The sequence below is a fragment of the Leucobacter sp. cx-42 genome, from assembly GCF_014529985.1.
Classification (GTDB): Bacteria; Actinomycetota; Actinomycetes; order Actinomycetales; family Microbacteriaceae; genus Leucobacter.
In genome coordinates this window covers 240766-259888 of sequence record NZ_JACVMU010000007.1, presented here as the reverse complement: position 1 = coordinate 259888, position 19123 = coordinate 240766, and the positions used below count along the sequence as shown (strand labels likewise).

Below are 19123 nucleotides of genomic sequence, written 5' to 3'. Positions count from 1 at the left end.
ACGTTGACACCCAAGGGAATGGCCTACCAATAGATTGCGATGATCTCCACGTCGAGAAGTCGCTCTCGTTCCACCTGCACTTCCTTCTGTTCAGAACCAATCTGGACTGAAGCGTTAGCTACTGATGTATCCAACGCTGGAAACAGAGACAGCCCGGTTTCGTCGCGCGCTGTCTCGCGGAGCTCATAGCTCTGCTCTGACGAGATCCCCTCGCTGACATGCCCTTCAATCCACCGATGAAGTACCTTAAACGCTGAACGCTGATCTGAAATTGACGCGACGCGCACCTTAAGTGTCTCGATAAGGTATGCCAACTCCGCTTGGTCTGGGTGTTCGAGTACCGTGCCAGAAAGTGCCAGGGCGTGGGTTGCATAGTGAGCTAACGCTTCTCGCAGCTTGTGCATGACCGGGCTTGTTTCGTCCACTTGCGGAGCAAAAGGTACCTTCCCAGCTGCATTGATTTGCGCAACCAGCTGCGGCACCATCTCTCTGAAAATATCAGCGAGCTTGACCGGCGTCCATGAGGACTGAATGCCTGTTCGAGAGATGCGCGCGAGAAGAGTGAATTCTGCTTCCGAGAAGATGACACGCCGCAGGTCTTTCCAATAGGCAAGAAGCTCCGTGACCCCAACGATTTGCAGCGGTTCGGAATTGAGGTCAAGTCCCTGGATGAGTTCCTTATGTACGACGTACTCGGTTCCGTCCAGCTGGATAACAACATAATCCAGAGATGTAGCGCGGATTGGAACGAGTCCAGCCAGAAGTCGTTCCAGCACCTTTCTGACTGGAGCCAGCTCGTGCAGCACCTCTGCTCCGCCTCCTGCTGCGAACATCTCAGGGTAGTCATCTGCCATGCCTGCAAGCTCGGATGTAACCGTACTCAAGTGGTAGACCGGATCAGCTGCGAGTTCAACACGGAATTCGACTAGCGATCCTCGCACAAGGTCACGAGATGCAACCTTCAATGAGGTGTCATCGGTTCTCTTCAAGGCTTCAATATCGGTTGCTGCCTTCGTGGGCGTCGCTTTCTCGACGAGGCGAATACCTTCGATCGTGCGAAAGTCTCGGAACCACGACTGCACCGTTGCTTTTCGTGACGTCTGGATGGAGCTACTGTTTGACGTTTGAAAACGTGAAGACGCCCCTGCTTTTCCGACGAGTGGGGTATTCGCCTCAACCATGGCCTCGGCTTCGAGTTCAAGAGTATCGCTTGAGTCTTCGGAGGTGCCGTCCCTTAGGTCGCCTTTGAGGGAAGAAAGCAGACTTCTGAGGCTCACTTCGTCTAAATAGACGAACTCGCGCAGATTCTCCTTGCTGAACTCGTCGGACTTACCCTCCGGCTCTTGCTTCTTTGGCTTACCCCAGCGGTTTTGCCACCAACTCTTAATACTCATCCCGCACTCTCCTTTACAAGTTCCCGTCTCGGCCTTCGAGCTACCCGCTCGTAAGCCATGGCGAGATCTTCGGGAGAAATTGCTTCTCTGTCATCGCCAGCTGCGACCAAGGCCGCTTCAGTCCAAATTGCAGTAAGTTCGGCAGCTGACCAACCTTCAGTAAGAACAGCAACATCCTCTAGCGGTAATTCGCCTGAAGTTAGAAGCGTCTTGGCTCGCACCAGCAAGATTTCAAACCTGTCTTGCCTATCGGGAAGCCCAAACTCAATCTCCCAATCAAACCGTCCTGGCCGTGTAAGAGCAGGATCAAGGGACTCGATACGATTCGTTGCCGCGATAACTACAACGCTCTTGCCTCTATCGTCAAAACCGTCCATGAGCGTCAAGAACTGCGCGACCAGTTTCCTCGAAGACTCATGTGAATCACCGCCGCGACGCTCGGCAATACTGTCAATTTCGTCAAAGAAGATGATGGCTTTGCCGGAGTCACTACTCGCCGCAGCCTCGAAGATCTTCCGCAGGTTGTCTTCAGAAGAACCAACCCACTTACTGACGATTGAAGGGCCACTGATCAAAAAGAAGTCGGCACCAGATTCTCTGGCAATAATACGAGCGAGATGAGTCTTACCGGTCCCGGGCGGTCCTGTGAAAAGCACGCCCTTTACAGGTCGTGCCCCAATCTTCTCCAATTTCTCACGCCGCTCCAGCTGTGTCTCAATCAGCTCCTGAGCGCGCTCCTTGACTAGGGGATACCCGCCAAAATCGCTAAATCCCGCCCCCAGGCTCTTCGCGTCCCACAGATATTCCTTCCGGATGTCCTCCAGCTCAGTCTCTTGACCAAAGGTGTTGCTGCGAATTGGCGTTTCGGAGATCACCCGAAGCGCACCATCGAAGTCGGTGTACTCAACTGTATTTCCCGGCCTGAAGACAACTCCCTTGGGGTTCGAGATACTCCTGAGGCGCATATCAGTATCTACTACAAGGGTGTCCCCGTCATCGATCACGCTCTTTACGACTGCAACTAGTTTCTGCTCGTTCCAGATCTCGTCTGGAGCCCGCTCCCAGCCATTGATACCCAGAATGAGAAGGTCACCAATGGACACGACTTCCAGATTCGCCAATCCAGTGACACGTCCCGTCTGACCGTCTTGCATCCGGTAGTGCAATGTGCAGTTATCAGCATCAACGCGTGTCGCCTTAACTAGGTTGCCCATGATGCCAGTGAGATCCGATTCAGACATTCGCTGGTAGCGCCTTTCGTCGTTCAGATTGTTCGTTTACGCCCCACTCCTCGCTCGCAAGCGGTGACCCATTCAACTCTTCTCGCCGAACCCGCCAATCAGGGAGCTGCTTGTCCATAAGCTCAGTGAAGCGTTCGCCGTGGTGACGTTCAAAATAGTGCGTTATCTCGTGGACGACAATGTACTCAAGGCAATCAGGATGCTTCTTCGCAAGTTCAAGATTGAACCAGAGGTGCCGCGACTCCCTATTGCAGGAGCCCCACTTGGTCTTCATGCGTCGGATCGTCCACTTGGGGACAGCCACCTGGAGTTCGTTCTCCCACTTCTCGATCAGCGGAGGAATCGCCTGGCGTAGCTGCTCACGGTACCAACGGTCGAGTGCTGTGCGTCGTGACTCCACGGTTGAACCAGGGGCGGTGTAGATGACCAGCCGATCACCATCGACCTCAACGTGCACCCGACCAGGTCGCTCAACCACTTTGAGTCTGAGTCGGTTGCCCCAGACGTAGTGCGATTCACCGGTGATCATTTCGCGTTCTGTCTGTCGCGGGGCTTCTTTGAGCTGCGCCTGTTGACGCTTGATCCAGGGGAGCCGCTGCACCACTGCTATGCGGATCTGGTCGTCGTCAAACCGCTGCGGGGCAGCTACTCGCACGCGCCCCATCGGAGGGTAGACGCCAATGTGCAAGTTCTTGATGTCCTTGTAGACGACATCAATATCGATGCCTCGGACTGTGAGGTAGGCGTTAGCGGTACTCATCTCGCGCCTTCACGAGGTCAAAGAGTTCTTCGATCTGGTCAAAGTCGGTACCAACTGCGCGCTCGATAGCATTCCGCACGACACGTTCCTTCATGCGATTGCCCACCCAAGCTTCCGGCTTCGACTGCCGAACCTCATAGTCAAGCACTAGGGCGATGTCGTCTCGGGGCCAGAGGAAATCAACCACAGCCCGCTGTGCTCCGTTGGCCGCCCAGTCGGGATATTTAGTGTCTGATTCTTTCGTGCCGAGTTGCTTGGCAGCTTCAAGGATCTTCGCGAGAAACTCTTCATACTCAATGGCAGCTTTGCGGCGCTCTTCAATAATGGCGTCGAGAAGTTCACTCATCTTGTCGTAGAACTTCGGGTTCATCGCACGCTCATCAATGATGACTTTGCGCATGTTGTTGATGATCGTCTCGGAGACTGCCTCGGGGCTATTCCTGATGCCAGATGGTAGCTTGTCAATCGCACCCGCACCGAGTTTGACGATGAGGTCGATGAGCCCAGTGTCATCAAAGTGGGAGACCGTCTCTGATGCACTGGCTTGGATGTATGTGTCAAGCAGGAAGCGCATCCCAGCTTCGTACTGTTTGAAGTCAACATCTTCACCTGCACCGAGCTTCACTTCGGCACGGACATCAATGTAATGGGCAATCTCCGACTTGATCGCTGCAGCCTCAGCTTCCGTGTATCCGGCAGCTGTCATTTCGTTGGCGATGTTGGCGTATGCACGAGTTACGGCAGCCACGGATTTGTAAAGCTCGACGCGCTTTGGTTCGTTGACTTTGAGCTGCTCGACACTGCCTGGTTCCCGGGCGCAGAAGTACTGCTGATACTGAAGGGTTCCCCTTGGTGCCGCAACTGCTTCAACAAGCCCACGAACTCGCTCGAGTGCGTCATCAAGATCTTCGCGCGCTTTGTCGATGCGGTTGCTCAGGAGCCCTTCGATGTCTTGCTTTTCATAGCCATCGAGCGCACCAGATGTGTAATCCGATATCGCGCCCTTGAGGGAGTTGAACAAGTCCTGGTAGTCGATGATGTAGCCGTAGTCTTTATCGTCGCCATCGAGGCGGTTGACGCGACAGATGGCCTGGAAGAGACCGTGGTCCTTCATTGTCTTATCAATGTAGAGATAGGTAGCGGAAGGTGCGTCGAAACCAGTTAGAAGCTTGTCGACCACGATGAGGAGGCGCATCTGGCCGGGGTTCTTGATGAACTGTTCTTTGACTTCTTTCTCAAACTGCTCGACCTTGTTCATGGCCTGGTCTTCGGACTCACTAAAGTAGTCCGCGAGCATCTTGCGGTAGATGTCATACTGACGGATTTTCTCCGTCTTGCCTTCGCCAGAGTCCTCTTTCGAGATGTCGCTGGCGTTTGGTGTGTAGCTCGTGACAATAGCGCACTTGCCCTTGAAGCCTGCAGCGACGAACATCTCGTAGAACTTGCACGCCTGGTAGATGCTGGCACCGACGAGCATGGCGTTGCCCCGCCCATCCATGAGACGTGGCTTCGTTTCCATGTCAAGCAGAATGTCGTTGACTATTTGCTTGGCACGCGGTTCGCTGGAGACGACTTTCTGCATAGTGCCCCAACGCTTCTTGAGTTCAGCCTTGGAGAGGTCGGTCATGCCCCTAGTTTTAACCTCGAACCATTTGTCTACCTGCTCCGGTGATGCCAGATGCTGGTCGACATTGCGTGCTTCGTAACGCAGGTCCAGTACCACGCCGTCACTGACTGCTTCGTCGAACTTGTAGGTATGAATAAAAGAGCCGAAGGTCTCGATGCTAGTGGCTTTGTCAGCCTTTAGTAGCGGCGTACCAGTGAAGCCGATAAACATCGCGTCCGGGAGCAGCTGCTTCATCGCAGCGTGCATCTTGCCTGACTGAGTACGGTGCGCCTCGTCAACGAAGACGAATATGTTGCCCTTGGCTTTGAAGTCCTTCGGCATCTTCGAGTTGAGCTGCGCAATGAAGTCCGCCCCCGCCTCATCCAGATCAGCATCATCGTCGGAACCACGGAACTTATGCACGAGGGAGCCGATGAGCCACTCGCTGGTTGTGTTCAGATTCTCGAGAAGATCGGCACCGCTCTTTGTACGGTAGATCTGTTCGTTGACACCATTAAAGACCTTCTCGATCTGTTCATCGAGTTCAGTACGGTCGGTGATCAGGAGGACTCTCGAGTCCGGCTGATTTTCACGGATCCACTTCGCCAGCCACACCATTGTCAGGCTCTTACCTGATCCTTGGGTGTGCCAGATGATGCCGCCCTCACGCCTTGCAATGCGCTCTTGAGCTGCTCTCACTCCGAAGTACTGGTTGTGGCGTGGACCTTTCTTCCAGCCTGAATCGAAAACGATAAAGTCGTGGATCAATTCGAGAAAGCGATCTTTCGCGCACATCTGCAGAAGTGATTGATCGAGCGGACCCAGAGCTTGTGTGCCAGGAGCAGCTGGCTCTTTCCACTCCAGCCAGTACTTCTCGGGCGTATCGATGACACCGTAACGAAGCCCCTCAACATCATTACCCGCGAAAACGAACTGCACAGTTGAGAAGAACGAGCGAATGAACTCGGGTTTCTGGTTCCCGATCGTTTGGCGGATGCCTTCACTTGCTGAGACTTTAGAGCGCTTTAGCTCGATTGTGCCGAGGGCCAGACCGTTGACATACAGAACGACGTCGGGGCGCTTGGTGTGCTGCCCGAGCACCGTAACTTCTTCGGCTACAGCGAAGTGGTTAGCTTCTGGTCTTGCCCAGTCGATAAGCCAGACTGTTTCGGTTTGCTCACCGACGCCTGGCCTTACCTTCACGCCGTAGCGCAATAGGTTGTAGACCTCGCGATTGGCGTCGTAGAGATCGTGGCTGCCACCGACTGAAGCCGCTTTACCCAGGTGATCAAGAGCGCGGGTGATGAGGTTGTCTTCGTAGCCACGCGCTTTGAGGTTCTGAACGAGCAGACTCTGCTCGATGTTCGAGTTGTTCTCGCGGTACTCCCAGTTGCCGAGGTAGTCATAATCAAGATGGTCTTTAAACAGCTTGACTACGCGGTTCTGAGCGAAGCGTTCGATTTGTCCTACGTCGCTCATGAGACAGCCTCCACAGGTAGGCGCGTGCGTCCAGTGAGGAGCTGTTGCATCATGCCCTGCTTAATGAAGCGGACTTTCTCGAGACGTCGCTGCAGGGCCTTAATCTCTGCGTCAGCCGCTTCGATGATCCCAGCGATCGCTGACTGTTCATCCGTTTCTGGGACTTCAACTTCAAATTTGCTGAACTCAGCGATCCAACGACGCTTATGGTCAACTGGATTGAAATCGATCAACTGCATGCGCTCAAAAATATATCGAAGGTTTACTCCCGGATAAGCCTTCAACATCTTCATAGCTGAAGACTTAGCCTTGAACGGAAAGTCAACAAATTTGGAGGCGGTAGTAAAGTCATCAAAAATAATGACCGGGAGGTTTTCATAGATGCCTTTTTGCTCCGCTGTGTAGCCCAAGACAAAAGTCTTTCCTGCTGTGAGCACTGGCACACCTGTATCGGAGTAATCGGTACTCGACACAAGGTACGGTCCGGGCTGCTCATAGCCCAGCAATTCGCCTAGTTTCCGTAGTTGCCATTTCTTCTCGAAACCCGGTAGCCGGGTTCGACCAGTCAGAAGCTGCTGCATCATGCCTTGCTTGATCGCTTGCTTCTTGGCGATGAGATGCTCGAGGGTGGTGATCAGTTCACCGATGCTGGAGATAGCGGTCGCTATCGCCTGTTGCTCTGCCATCGGCGGTAAAGCAAGTTTTGTAGCCTTGAATACAGGCATGCCCACTAAGTTTTGCATCGCCCCACCTTGCGTGCTGTCCAAGATCTTCTCTTGAAACATCTCCCATCCGAAGAGGGTCAAGAAGAAAAGTGGGTCGATTACTCGTTCGTCTACTCGGATCTTGAGTAGTGCTTGATTGATTATGCCTGGTGCCGCTGATCCTGGGATACGAGAAATCCGACCGATCGTTCCCGAGCAACTTACGATAAAATCACCTGCCTCGACGGCAAAGCGCTGCATCTCTTTATACTTGCGAGCATCGATGAAGTAGCGAGCTTCGGTTTTGGGGCCCCATATTGCGTGTCGCTGCTCGTACACTTGAAAGCCAGTAGGTACGAAGTCGCTTTTCTTAAGAGAGCCTCCAAACGGGCCTCTAACGAGCCCACCGGGTGGGCACACGTCACCTAGCTCTACCTCTTTCCAGTCAGCTATTAAGGGGGGCGCAGTTGTCATGCCTCAACCCCCATGGCCGCAAGACTGTCCGAAACCTTCTTTTCGAGCCTTGTTAATTCGGCACTGAGATCAGCGGTCGTCTCGATATAGCGCTCACCCAGCTGCTGGAGGCGGGAAACAAGATTAAGAGTGAGTGCTTCTGCTTCTCTTGCTACGCACTGTCTAACAGTGGCGTTCCACTTGTCGTCGAGCACGAGCGCCTTGATATCGTTCTCAGCGAGCTCACCGTATTTCTTGAGCGTGGCGAGGTCGAGCTGCGACTGTGCGTCCTTGGCGGCCCTCTTAGCTGACGCTTCGGCATTAACGAGCGCGAGCGCTTCATTCGCACACACAAGAGTCTCGTTGTCGTGTGTGGACTTCGCCTCCTTGACTGCGGTGGTCAGGAGTTGCTTGGTATACGCACCCTTGTCATTGGTTGCTTCCGAGAGCAGTGCCTCATCGATGCCGTGTTCTTCGGCATGTTCTGTCACCGCAGCAGAAGCAGCTTCAAGCTGTGCATTGAGCTCGTCTACTCTGGCCTGCTCTTCTGCAAAGTAGTGCGCCACGATTAGCGACGGAGGAACGAGGTCCATCTTGTACTTCTGAGCGTTCTTGCCGGTGCCGATCGTCAAGTCTGGCTCCTCAGTGAGCTTCCGTTCCTTGTCATTAATTGTCAGTCGTGGCATCGCCGCTTGCTTCCAGCCGTCAGCCATGACCAGGTAAACATCGTCGTGCATCGTTTCGTGCCAATAGGTCAGGAGCTGCTCATACACGTTGTACTCATCAAGTAGCGACACAGGTTTGAATCGCTCAAGCAAGTCGTCGCTGATTGTCTCGATGAGTTCAGCAGGCTCAGTGTTCTCGTCAATCGCGGCAAGTGCGTCACGATGCGATGTGAACCAATCTCCGGTGAGCGTCCGGGCAGCTGCGGCAAACTCCTTGAACTCAATGGAGTCAAGGATCGTCTGCTGGACATCGGCGACATCAATATCTAGGTCGCTATATCCAGGACGGTTTGGTTTGAAGAGCTGATCGCGAAGCTGCGGGAAGGCCTCCCAGTAAGGCGCGAGTGCGTCAAGGTCAACGTTTGGGATGCCACCATTCAGGTGCGCGTTGAGATCCTGCAGATCCTCTGGTTCGGAGGAATCAATGTAGCGCGGAATGTTGAGGTTGTAGTCGTTCTTTGGATCAGCGATCTCGCTCATCGGCACCATACGTGAGTAGCGCTCGGTCTCGATCTGCTTATTGAACGTGTCAACGATCTTATGCAGATCCTGGCTGCGCAGACGGTTCTTGTTGCCGTCTTTGATGAAGCCCTTGGAAGCGTCGATCATAAAGACACCACTGCGAGCTTGCGCATTCTCCTTGTCAACGATCACGATGCATGCCGGGATACCCGTTCCGTAAAAGAGATTCGCGGGGAGACCTATGACGCCCTTGATGAAGCCTTGCTTGAGGAGACGTTTGCGGATCACACCTTCGGCATTGCCTCGGAACAGCACTCCATGCGGGAGAATGATCGCGCCTTTGCCGTTGCTCTTGAGTGACTTGAGCGCGTGCAGGAGGAACGCGTAGTCGCCATTCTTCTCAGGCGGACGACCGTACTCAAAGCGGTCATACTCGTTCTCAAGACCATTACTCCACGACTTCACCGAGAAGGGTGGGTTCATAACCACATAATCAAATGTCTTGAGCTGATTGCCGTTCGTGAACTGTGGGCTTGTGATCGTGTCGCCTTTTGCGATCTCGGCAATCTCGTTGCCGTGCAGAATCATGTTCATTTTAGATAGCGCCCAGGTGGCGTTGTCTTTTTCTTGACCGTAGATGGTCATCCCGCGCGGCGCTTCAGCCGCGGCCTTGAGGAGCAACGAGCCCGATCCAGCCGCAGGGTCATACACGGTCTGATCTTGACGAGTCTGGCTGTTGATGCCGACAACCTTCGCGAGAATACGCGATACTTCCGCAGGCGTGTAGAACTGCCCTTTGCTCTTGCCTGACTCTGTTGCGAAGTGCCGCATCAAGTATTCGTATGCGTCTCCGAGTAGGTCGTCGCCCTCAGCGCGTGATCCACGGAAATCTAGATCGTTGAAGATGGTGACCAGCTTTGAGAGCCTGTCCTGCATCTCCTTGCCCTTACCGAGTTTTTCTTCATCATTGAAGTCAGCTTGGTCAATGACATTACGGAGACCGTTGGTCTCGGCGAGCTTGGCGATGATCTTATTGAAGCGATCCCCAATCTCTTTGTCACCTTTGGCCTTGAGCATGTCATCGAACGAGCCGCCCTCGGGAACATCAATGAGCGAGTTCCGGTCAGTTTTAGCTTTGTCGGAGACATACTTCACAAAAAGGAGCGTGAGGATGTAATCCTTGTACTGCGACGCATCCATACCGCCGCGGAGTTGGTCACAGCTCGCCCACAATGACGAGTAAAGATCCGACTTCTTGAGAGCCACCGTCACGCCACCACCCTCGCGTGAGTCTTCGTATTGTTCGCTCGGACTGTACTGCTCATCTGGTGATGTTCTCCTCTGCGCTCAGGGCGCATTAATATCGTTGCTCTCGCGCTGGTAACAAAGTTACCTGTTGCCACCGACACTCGGTCGACGAGTTGATGCAGCCGGGAGCATATGCGCTGCGACCAAACACTGCGATCTGTCTTTGATTATCCCATGAACAGGTGTTTTCGTGAAGACCTAGGCGAGACATAAGGGCTTGATAGCTGGATCTGGAACCAGCATTAGAAATGAAAGCTGCCCGCCCCCTCATTCTGAGGGTGGCGGGCAGTAGCTGTCAGGCGATTATTCTTCGGGAACAACGTGAAGAGTGAACGGTGCCAGATACCCTCGAGTGACCGAGAAGTTTTGGGTGTCAAGCTGTTCTTCGCCTGGAAGCCCGAGCATCTCTACAATCTCAGCTTCTGTGAGGGCCGTCGGGAATTCATCGTCACAAACCCCCTTGTTGAGCAGGTCAATCGCGTCTCCGAAAAGCCCAAGCTTCTCCGGCGCAATCTCGACCTCAAATACAATTGGCCGTTCAATTCTTACGAAAATCCGCTTTACTGACATGGTGCACCTCCGTGCAAGACAGGGAAGTGCTGCTCTGAGAGCGCACCACCAACTAGATGCGCTCGATCCGAGCTAACCCTTGTTATAAACGCATGTGCGCAAGAACGCAAGCATGAGCGCTACACAGTTCAGATAGCCCCTCTTGGTGTACATTGCGTCAAACGTCCCGCGAAGGTTCGATAGCAGCACAGCTCAGACCATTGAAGGCTTAGCGAACATCCATGACTCAAAATAGCTTGCGATTCGGCGCCGTTGCTCGAGCATGCCGGGAGACAGGCTCTCACTTCGCCGCTCTCTATGGAATGCCTCCCTCCAGAGGTCGTGGCCTTCCGTGTCCAACATGATCACTGAGATCGCGCGCACCATGAGTTGAATCTCCTCGGCGTCTGGGTCATAGCTCCCCAGCACATCCCCAAAAAAGGACGTGACATAGCGTGGTGGAACGAGGATCTCAGCGGCACTTGGCCCGAGGTCCTCGTACAGTCGCGCGTAGGCTCCTCTTGAAATCGCGCTGATAACCCATTGCAGTTTCTTTACATATGCGGTTGGCGCGATACGGATGGACTCGAAGTATTCATTGACTCTCGGCAACTCTTCGAAGACCAACTGGTGAAGCTGCAACACTTCGTCTTTGCTGAGCTTCGGGGCCATGTGCTTTCGGATCAACGCAGCATTTGCTGCGATCAAACGGGCTATACCCCGTAGAGAGTCTTCAGACCCGCAAGGGTATTCCTGCAGGGTTTGAAGTGAGACGGCGAGCTTGGTCATGGCGACCTGTCGCATCTTCGTCCAAGTATTTCTAGATGTGGGATAGTTCTCGATTCTTCTCTCGATTAAATTATCGAGCCGCTGACCGAGCGGAGCAATGGACCCGTCTAATGCGAGGCACGTCACAACGAAAAGGGAAATTCTCTCATCAAACCCACCAGCCCCACCTGGTCTCGTAACGCAAATTAGCAGCGCTCGGGCTGCCTCACCCCAACCTTCCACGGGAAGCAAACTGAGGGCGTGCTGGGTCGCCGGAAGTGTTTCTAAGAAGGGTGCACGCTCTCTGATGTTCTTTGGAGTCGCACCCTCGCGAGCGCAAAGGTCAAAGAGCTGATCCTGCGGTAAGACACTCGCCATACGTCCCCTCTTTGGAATAGGGAGTCACGACAGACGACTCCAACTGTTCAATATTAGGTCAAGCTTTGACCCATCATTGAGTTTCAGTAAAACCGCTCTGCTTTCAGGCTTGAAGTAGCCCAAGTTCAAGCCTGAAAGGAGGGGTACTGTGACCGCTCAAAATGACATCGTTTCGGTTGAATCCGCAGCGAGAGTCTCCGCCCATCTGGACGAAAATACCAACCCGGGACGCTCAAAGCTACCAAGCGGGACGCAGGCCCAGGAGAGTTTTCTCCGACTCTCTGCGACGTGCTACTTCGTTGGTCGTGAAGTAGCCCAGCGGTGCGCGCTACAGCTCCCCGGTCTTCCCGATCTTTACCTTGACCAGGCACTGCTTGTCGTAAACGGTCAGCGCTCTGGCGCGCTCGGCTTCTACGCGCCAGAGAAATGGGCCTATAACGAGCAACCCTTCGATGAGATCCACATCAATATCGGGCACGGGGTCTACGCCGGTAGCAGCACTGCGGCTATTGCCTCGGACATCGTGCTCACGATCTGCCACGAACTCGTCCATCTCTACGCCAAAGCGAACGACATCCGAGACACATCGGGCCGCGGGAACCGCTACCACAACAAGCGGTTCGCTGACCTTGCTCGGCGTCTGGAGCTTCGGGTGGAGCGCAGCGGACGCAGCCATATCGGGTTCCAGACCACCGGCTTCACCGAACAGGGCGCAGAAACCTACGCGGACCTCATCTCGCAGGTAGAGCGTGAGCTGCGACTGCTCCCGAACTTCACACCGTCCACGCCAGCCGAGGCCGAGTCGACCCCAGAGGCTGCGCTTGAGGTCGCGGTACAGAAGTACGTGTTCGCGCAGTGTGGCTGCAGAAACGAGCAGGGCCGCAAGCGCACTATTCGCATGGCTCGTGGCTGGTGGCGTGCTGGCACGATCGGGTGCGGTATCTGCCAGCAGATCTTCACGGAGTCTCCGCCTGAGCGGACGAAAATGCCGGGCACGTGATGATGCGCGCGTCCTGGCCCCCACAGCTCCACTTCTTTCCCCAGAACTCATTTCAGAAAGGTACGCACATGTCCCGACCCTTTATGCGTAGTGTCACTCTTTCCGCAGTGGCACTCCTGGCACTCACTGGCTGCACCGCTCCGACCGGTTCAGCACCAACCGAAGCCTGCCCGGATGCGCCACTGAAGAGCATTAGTCTCGTTGATGTCACCGGCTCCAGCTTCGCGAGCAACAGCGGTGAGGACTACGAAACGGCAATCTCAAAACTCGCTCGTCACACCGCCGCCTGTGGCGGTGACCTGTGGGTGGCGACCTTCGGGGAGTCATCCGGTCAGACAGTGACGCTGCTGGAGCGGTCGTTCCAGGTCGAAGCCCCGACGGAGAATGCTGCACGCCGCAAGCGGGAGAAGCTTGCAGAAGACGCCACCTCGACCGTTCGTGACAAGCTCGGCGAAGCCGCGGCCCGCACCCCGGCCTCAGCCACTGACGTCCTGGGTCTCCTGCGGCTTATTGAGGAAGCCAAAGCGCAGCACCCAGATGCGGCGCATGAGGTATTCATCCTGACGGACGGTTTCACGAACGTCGGCGTGGATCCGGCAGCAGTGGCCAGCACGGAGGCTGCAGTGGCGCTGGCGGATCAGGTTGCAGTGCCGGATCTTTCCGGTGTGAAGCTGACTTTCGTGGGGATCGGGCGGACGACTACGTCGGTGCCTTCATCGGTTATTGAACTGGTGACGGCATTCTGGCAGCGCGTCTGCGAACGCACGGGCGCTGCTTCCTGCACTGTCGCAACCCAGTGGCAGGGCTGAGCATCATGACGAACCCAAACGTTATGGGTGCGCCGCAGGCCCTGCTCGATCCGTTCCAGGCGGCTGGTGACGCTGCCACTGTGGCAGAGCGTGTGACACTCCAGCCTGCCGATTCCGGAGGCGTCCTGCCTCGCCCGAAAGAGGTCGCGTATCTCTGGGTCGAGGTGGAATATGACGACTTGACCAGCGAGCAGGTTGCCCTCTGGGAGTCCACTGCCGCCAGCGAAACCCGGCGGCCCAGTGTTGCACAAGCAGGCCTTGAACTACAGGCAACTGAGCTAACCCATGCAGTGACTGGTAGTCGGGAGCTTCTCGACCAGTCGCGGACGAGACTCCAGCAAGTCTTGGCGGTGCTGTCGCTATTTCGGCGTCGCGCGGTTGGTAGTAAGCGCTGGTATCAGTTAGCGAAAGTACTCATCTTTGTGGGTGATATGGCGGGGTTCGCGGCCGCGGCTATGTGGCTCGGGGAACCGCCATTTATCGCGGTCACGTTGGCGGCCAGTGCTGCCGTAGCCACGGTCGTTGCCGGTCTCGTCGGCACCGAGTATTCGGACATGCGGCGACGGAAGCTTCGCGAACGTGATTTGGAAGCTCTCACCCCGGAGGAGCGCCCCTTCGCGCACCTGTTTACTGACACCGACTCCGGAGCACAGATCGTCAAACGAGTGCTGCTGTTATCGCTCGTGACAGCGCTGACGGTCGGGGTAGGGATTGGGGCGCTGCGCGGGGCAGTCGACGATCCGCTCGTTGGCTTTATCTTCGCAGGTGTTGCTTTCGCGGTCGCGGGCGGCTCATTCCTTGTCTCGTATGCCGGGGCTGACGAGGTCGCTGACCTTATCGATCTCCACCAGGCCGACTATGACGCGCAGCAGCAGCGTCACCTGAAGCTCGCCGCTGATACCAACTGGCAGGCCTGGGCAGAGCACGGTGCCGAGGAAGCCAGCCTGCGAGAAGAGTTCACGGCTCGCGGCGATGCGGCCACTCGGCAGGTGCAAGCCCTGAAATGGCGGATCCTCCGCGGCAACCCGAGTGTGGCCGGTCACGGTCCTCGTCCTGACGACGCCGTGGGCCGTGCGCCCCGAAAGGGAGGGAAGTAGCCATGACATTGCTCCCGAGCCAGATGCTTCCCCCGGCAGTAGCTCGCCCGGCACCCACTATGCAGCGGCGTATCACCCTCGGGGCTGCTGGTCACGACCCCAGCTCCCCGGTCTATGTGCAGTGCTGTTTCGATGATTCCGGGTCACTCTCGCACGGGAACGACCCCATCGGTGCCCGCTACGAAGAAGCCAAAAAAGCTCTCCGGCACATTGCGAACAGCTCACGAAGCAACATGCAGCAAGTCACTATCTACCGATTCGATCACCCCAACGTACCGCAAGTAGGGCCGCTGCCACTGCACAAGAAGGAGCCGCTGACTGAACTCCTGACGGCGGTCGATCCACCCGTGGGCATCACGGGGGCGAGCACTCTGACTCCGGCGATGATGGCCATGAACCGGGCCGCCGAGAAGCATCCCGATGCCGACCATGTGGCGGTGATCTTCTCCGACTTCGAACTCTTCGATCTTAACCCGGCTCAACCGTATGAAGAGATCGCTTCGTTTCCGGGCCTCGTGCATGCCGTCGTCATGAACGCCGCCCCTCCTGCCGAGCTACTGGCCCTTCCAAATGTCCTCATTACGCAGGTCAGCTCCCTCGATCCACCGGGTCGTTTGGCAGCTGCACTTACGCATTCATTGACACGGTATCGGCCAGGCGCGGGACAGCCCAGCTACCGGCTGGAACCGCTCTCACCAGTACCGAAACGGGGTGGTTCTCATGGGGCGTTGTAAAAAGCACAGCAACAGCTCCGGTAGCCACTTATTTTCGCCCGACCTCTGTTATTTGGATGGTCAATCGCGGGAGCAAGAGCGCTTGCCAACTCTTCACAAATGTTGCGAAGTAGTCCTCAATAAGGCCACCGCAGCCGAACCCGACGGTTCTGACCGCACCCAATTTTCACCATCGTTCACCACCAACAAAGGAGACACCACCATGCCTGAACCCACCACTACGATCGCCACCGAAAGCAGCCGAGACGAGCGGCTCAACCCCGACCGCACCCCGAAGCCCTGCACCTACCGGGCGATCCTGGCCGATCCGCCCTGGAGTCTCTTCCAGGAGCGGTCAAAAAATTCCTCCGGCTACGCAGCCGCAGCCGACCATTACCCACTCATGACCGACGAAAGAATCCTTGGGTTAGGCGACGCCATCCAGGAGATCTCGGCCGAGCAGAGCTTCTGCTTCCTCTGGGTCACCGCCGCCACCTTACCGCTGGGCATCCAGGTGCTCACCCGGTGGGGGTTCCGCTACACGAACTTCTATTTCTGGGCGAAGCCACGGTTCACACTCGGCAATACCTTCCGCAACGCTGGAGAGCTGCTCCTCCTTGGGGTACGCGGGAAGGGCACGAAGTTTGCCTTCCGGTCACAACCCAACTGGGGCTTCCATGCTCTCCAGCAGCACTCGCACAAGCCCGAGGAAATTCACTCCATGGTGTCCAGGGTAGTTGGCGACGGCCCGTACCTGGAGCTATTTGCGCGGCGGCCAGCGCCGACGCGGGGTGACTGGGATGTCTGGGGAAATGAACTTCCAGGATCTGAACCGTCGCTGATTTCGCTGAAGCAGTGGGGGTACCCGGTGCCGGGCGACCCGGTTGTCGACCCCACTAACGACGTCGCCCGAAACGCTGCTGCACCTTCCTCGCTGCTGACGCTGGCAGAGGCGGTAGCCCAGGAGCCCAAGTAATGAAAGGGGTCAAGCATGTCCGACGGTGGCGGGAAGACGCCCTTCGGGGGGAACTTTGTGAACCTCGCGTTGTCGCTATTCATCGGCGTCGTCCTGCTGATGCTCGCAGTGGAACTGGCGAAGCAGATCTGGTGGCTCCTCGCGCTACTGACAATCGGGGTCATCGTGGGCATCGCCTGGCGGTGGATTCTGCGACAGAAGAAGCGGTGGGACGGCGATCGGTAGCGGTGCGCCGCACTCGCAGGGGCTGGTCATGAGTAAGCCTAAGAAACGCGCTTATGTGCGAAAAGACAACGGAAATCACCGGGTCGTCCCGGTCTGGAAGACCACCTTTGATGAGAAAGAGTTTGCTCGCATCATGCTGATGCTTGCGATGCATCTTGACGAAACGAACCCGGTCGTCCATAACAAGGGGCAGAAATCTGGGCAGATGACAAGTGATGGAGGTGGGCACCATGAGTAACCGTCAACTGAAAGCACTCGTGGCTTCGAAACGGGGCCTGAACCTCGAGTGGCGCGAACTCCACTTCGACACCACCCTGACCCCGAACACCGTCACGACTGTCCTCGAACGCCTCGCCACCGCCCGAGAACTCGGTGTCATCGGGCTGGAACTCCACGCCGACGAGAAGCATCTGCGCTGGCTCATTGGCGTGGAACGTCACCGCATCGACACACTCAAGCAGACCCTGACCGCGCTCCTCCAGGTGCGCATTGTGAAACCGAGGTGGAAGCGACCAGACGTTGATGTCGCTGCACGTCTACACGAGAGAGGGCGAGGTTTGACTCTCGCCCCCGAAAAAGTGGCCGCTGTGATTCGTGGCTTGTACGGCACACTGACCAGCCTCACCGGAGATGAACGTGTCGTCACCCAGCTGCTACTTGGTCGCCGTATCGCTCCCGGAGGCTGGCAGCGAGTGGAAGCACCGAGCTGGTTTGAAATGCTCCTCACGTCACCGCCGAAAACGCACGCGTCCCGCTCGACCTCCAGTCGCTCTAGCGAGGAGCATGGCTTCTCGCTGACGGTGCGGGTCGGGGCGACCGGTAGCCCACCCGGCAGGCTCCGACATCTCATCACCAGTATCGGTGGGGTGCTCCGAGGGCTCGAAACGAGCAGCAGCACGCTCGGTCTCGAGAATGAGCACCCCATCCGATTGTTGGAGCCGCAGCTGCCTTGGCGGTGGCCGCTCCACCTCCGCGTAAGCGAAATAACCGCGCTGACGGGCTGGCCGATCGGTGAACCACCCTTACCGATGTTTGGCAGCATCCATCCCAGGCTCCTCACCCCGAAGTCTGACTTGGAGCCAAGCGAGCGAGTCATCGGGGAGTTGATCGCCCCTGGCAGGAATGATCCGGTAGCGATCCCGCTCGCCGATGCCGCCTTCCACACGCATCTGATGGGGCCAACCGGCAGCGGAAAGTCGACGGTCATGCTCGGCCTCATCGAAGCCGATATGAAAGCTGGCCGTGGCGTGTTCCTGATCGACCCGAAAGGTGACCTCGCCACTGATGTCCTCGCCCGCATCCCGGCGTCTCGCCAGGGCGATGTTGTCGTCATTGATCCGACAAGTAGCACTCCGATTGGCTTCAATCCGCTCAACGCGGGTGAACGTGACCCATCCGTCACCGCCGATACACTACTTGCCACGTTTGAATCGCTGTTCAAAGAAAACTGGGGCATCCGTACCGCGGATGTCCTCTCGGCAGCGTTCCTCACCTTGGCGCGGCTGGACGGCGCGAATCTACTCTGGCTGCACCCACTGCTCACAAATCCGGTGTTTCGTAAGAAGCTCCTGAAGGAGAATACTGACCCGCTCGGTACCGACGCGTTCTGGCGGCAGTACGACGCAAAGAAGCCCGATGCGCAGGCGGTGGAGATCGCACCGGTGCTCAACAAAATTCGGCAGCTCATCTTGCGTCCGGGGCTGCGTGCCGTGCTCGGGCAAAAAATGCCACGTTTCGATATCGGTGACCTGTTCTCGAAACAACGCATCGTCATCGTAAATCTCAATAGCGGCCTCCTGGGAAGCGACGCCGCAAAACTCCTCGGCACGCTCCTGCTCGGGCAACTGTGGAGTCGACTGCTCGCTCGCCAAGCTTTGCCAAAGGCACGTCGTCACATGGTCGGGGTTTATATCGATGAGGTGCACGACTTCATCGCCGGACTCCCAGGCGATTTGGCTGACGCTCTTGCACAGGCGAGATCCCTCGGGGCAGGATTCGTACTCGCCCACCAGTACCGATCACAACTGTCTCCCGCGATGGTGCAAGCGGTGGAGGCAAACACCAGGAACAAGATCTACTTCGGCATGAACGGCCTCGACGCAGCCGCAACCGCGAAACTCATGCCGGGGCTAGAACAGCAAGACCTGATGTTGCTCCCGAAATATCACGCTTACGCCAACGTCATGCAGGACGGCGATAGCACCGGCTGGATGAGTGTTCGCACACTCCCACCGACACCAACGCAGCAGCACGCCGCCGACGCCTACGCTGCCTCGCAGGAACGCTACGGGGTGCCTGCTGAGCAGACCGAGCGCGACTTGGTGCAGCTCATCTACCCCGATACGCCTGACCTAGGTGCGGAGGCTGACGATGTGAGTGCACCGGTAGGGAGGGTCAAGCGATGACCGTATACCTGACCCCTAGACATTTGGGTAGACATGCCGCCCGCGTTTCACAGCCTGAAGCACCGCGGAAC

16 protein-coding genes are annotated in these 19123 nt (G+C 56.6%); 8 read left to right on the top strand and 8 right to left on the bottom strand.

Going from position 1 to position 19123, the window contains the following annotated elements:
* Positions 1–23 precede the first annotated feature (23 nt).
* The 8 genes from ICM05_RS08780 to ICM05_RS08745 form a co-directional block, all read right to left on the bottom strand.
* Complete coding sequence (locus ICM05_RS08780; protein ID WP_188024182.1) at positions 24–1394, bottom strand: hypothetical protein; 1371 nt, start codon at positions 1392–1394, stop codon at positions 24–26.
* Positions 1391–2635 (bottom strand): ATP-binding protein, encoded by a 1245-nt coding sequence (locus tag ICM05_RS08775; RefSeq protein ID WP_188024181.1) that lies wholly within the window; start codon positions 2633–2635, stop codon positions 1391–1393. Before ICM05_RS08775 ends, ICM05_RS08780 begins: the two co-directional genes overlap by 4 nt.
* Positions 2628–3395: a M48 family metallopeptidase gene (locus tag ICM05_RS08770; protein WP_188024180.1), complete on the bottom strand. Its 768-nt coding sequence runs from the start codon at positions 3393–3395 to the stop codon at positions 2628–2630. The genes ICM05_RS08775 and ICM05_RS08770 overlap by 8 nt, the downstream gene beginning before the upstream one ends.
* Positions 3382–6480, bottom strand: coding sequence for a type I restriction endonuclease subunit R (locus tag ICM05_RS08765; RefSeq protein WP_188024179.1), 3099 nt, complete (start codon positions 6478–6480; stop codon positions 3382–3384). The genes ICM05_RS08770 and ICM05_RS08765 overlap by 14 nt, the downstream gene beginning before the upstream one ends.
* Positions 6477–7658: a restriction endonuclease subunit S gene (locus tag ICM05_RS08760; RefSeq protein ID WP_188024178.1), complete on the bottom strand. Its 1182-nt coding sequence runs from the start codon at positions 7656–7658 to the stop codon at positions 6477–6479. The genes ICM05_RS08765 and ICM05_RS08760 overlap by 4 nt, the downstream gene beginning before the upstream one ends.
* On the bottom strand, positions 7655–10096 hold the full coding sequence (locus tag ICM05_RS08755) for a type I restriction-modification system subunit M (RefSeq protein WP_353055864.1): 2442 nt from the start codon (positions 10094–10096) through the stop codon (positions 7655–7657). The genes ICM05_RS08760 and ICM05_RS08755 overlap by 4 nt, the downstream gene beginning before the upstream one ends.
* Positions 10097–10435: 339 nt before the next feature.
* Positions 10436–10702 (bottom strand): hypothetical protein, encoded by a 267-nt coding sequence (locus tag ICM05_RS08750; protein ID WP_188024177.1) that lies wholly within the window; start codon positions 10700–10702, stop codon positions 10436–10438.
* Between the two features lie 192 nt (positions 10703–10894).
* Positions 10895–11470, bottom strand: coding sequence for a hypothetical protein (locus ICM05_RS08745; protein ID WP_188024176.1), 576 nt, complete (start codon positions 11468–11470; stop codon positions 10895–10897).
* Positions 11471–11975: 505 nt separating this feature from the next.
* Here ICM05_RS08745 and ICM05_RS08740 point away from each other — a divergent pair.
* The 8 genes from ICM05_RS08740 to ICM05_RS08705 all read left to right on the top strand — a co-directional run bounded on the left by ICM05_RS08740 (position 11976) and on the right by ICM05_RS08705 (position 19052).
* Positions 11976–12827 (top strand): hypothetical protein, encoded by an 852-nt coding sequence (locus tag ICM05_RS08740; protein WP_188024175.1) that lies wholly within the window; start codon positions 11976–11978, stop codon positions 12825–12827.
* A 68-nt stretch (positions 12828–12895) separates the two neighbouring features.
* A complete protein-coding gene (locus tag ICM05_RS08735; protein ID WP_188024174.1) occupies positions 12896–13636 on the top strand; it encodes a hypothetical protein in 741 nt (246 codons plus the stop codon).
* A 5-nt stretch (positions 13637–13641) separates the two neighbouring features.
* The gene (locus tag ICM05_RS08730; RefSeq protein ID WP_188024173.1) at positions 13642–14733 is read left to right on the top strand and encodes a hypothetical protein; all 1092 of its coding nucleotides are present in this window, start codon (positions 13642–13644) and stop codon (positions 14731–14733) included.
* 233 nt (positions 14734–14966) lie between these two features.
* Entirely contained in the window at positions 14967–15467 is a 501-nt protein-coding gene (locus tag ICM05_RS08725; protein WP_188024172.1) for a hypothetical protein, read from the top strand.
* Between the two features lie 202 nt (positions 15468–15669).
* Entirely contained in the window at positions 15670–16422 is a 753-nt protein-coding gene (locus ICM05_RS08720) for an MT-A70 family methyltransferase (protein ID WP_188024171.1), read from the top strand.
* A gap of 15 nt (positions 16423–16437) precedes the next feature.
* Positions 16438–16647, top strand: a complete 210-nt coding sequence (locus ICM05_RS08715; protein WP_188024170.1) for a hypothetical protein — start codon at positions 16438–16440, stop codon at positions 16645–16647.
* Between the two features lie 28 nt (positions 16648–16675).
* On the top strand, positions 16676–16885 hold the full coding sequence (locus tag ICM05_RS08710; protein WP_188024169.1) for a hypothetical protein: 210 nt from the start codon (positions 16676–16678) through the stop codon (positions 16883–16885).
* Positions 16878–19052: a type IV secretory system conjugative DNA transfer family protein gene (locus ICM05_RS08705; RefSeq protein ID WP_188024168.1), complete on the top strand. Its 2175-nt coding sequence runs from the start codon at positions 16878–16880 to the stop codon at positions 19050–19052. Before ICM05_RS08710 ends, ICM05_RS08705 begins: the two co-directional genes overlap by 8 nt.
* Positions 19053–19123: the final 71 nt, after the last annotated feature.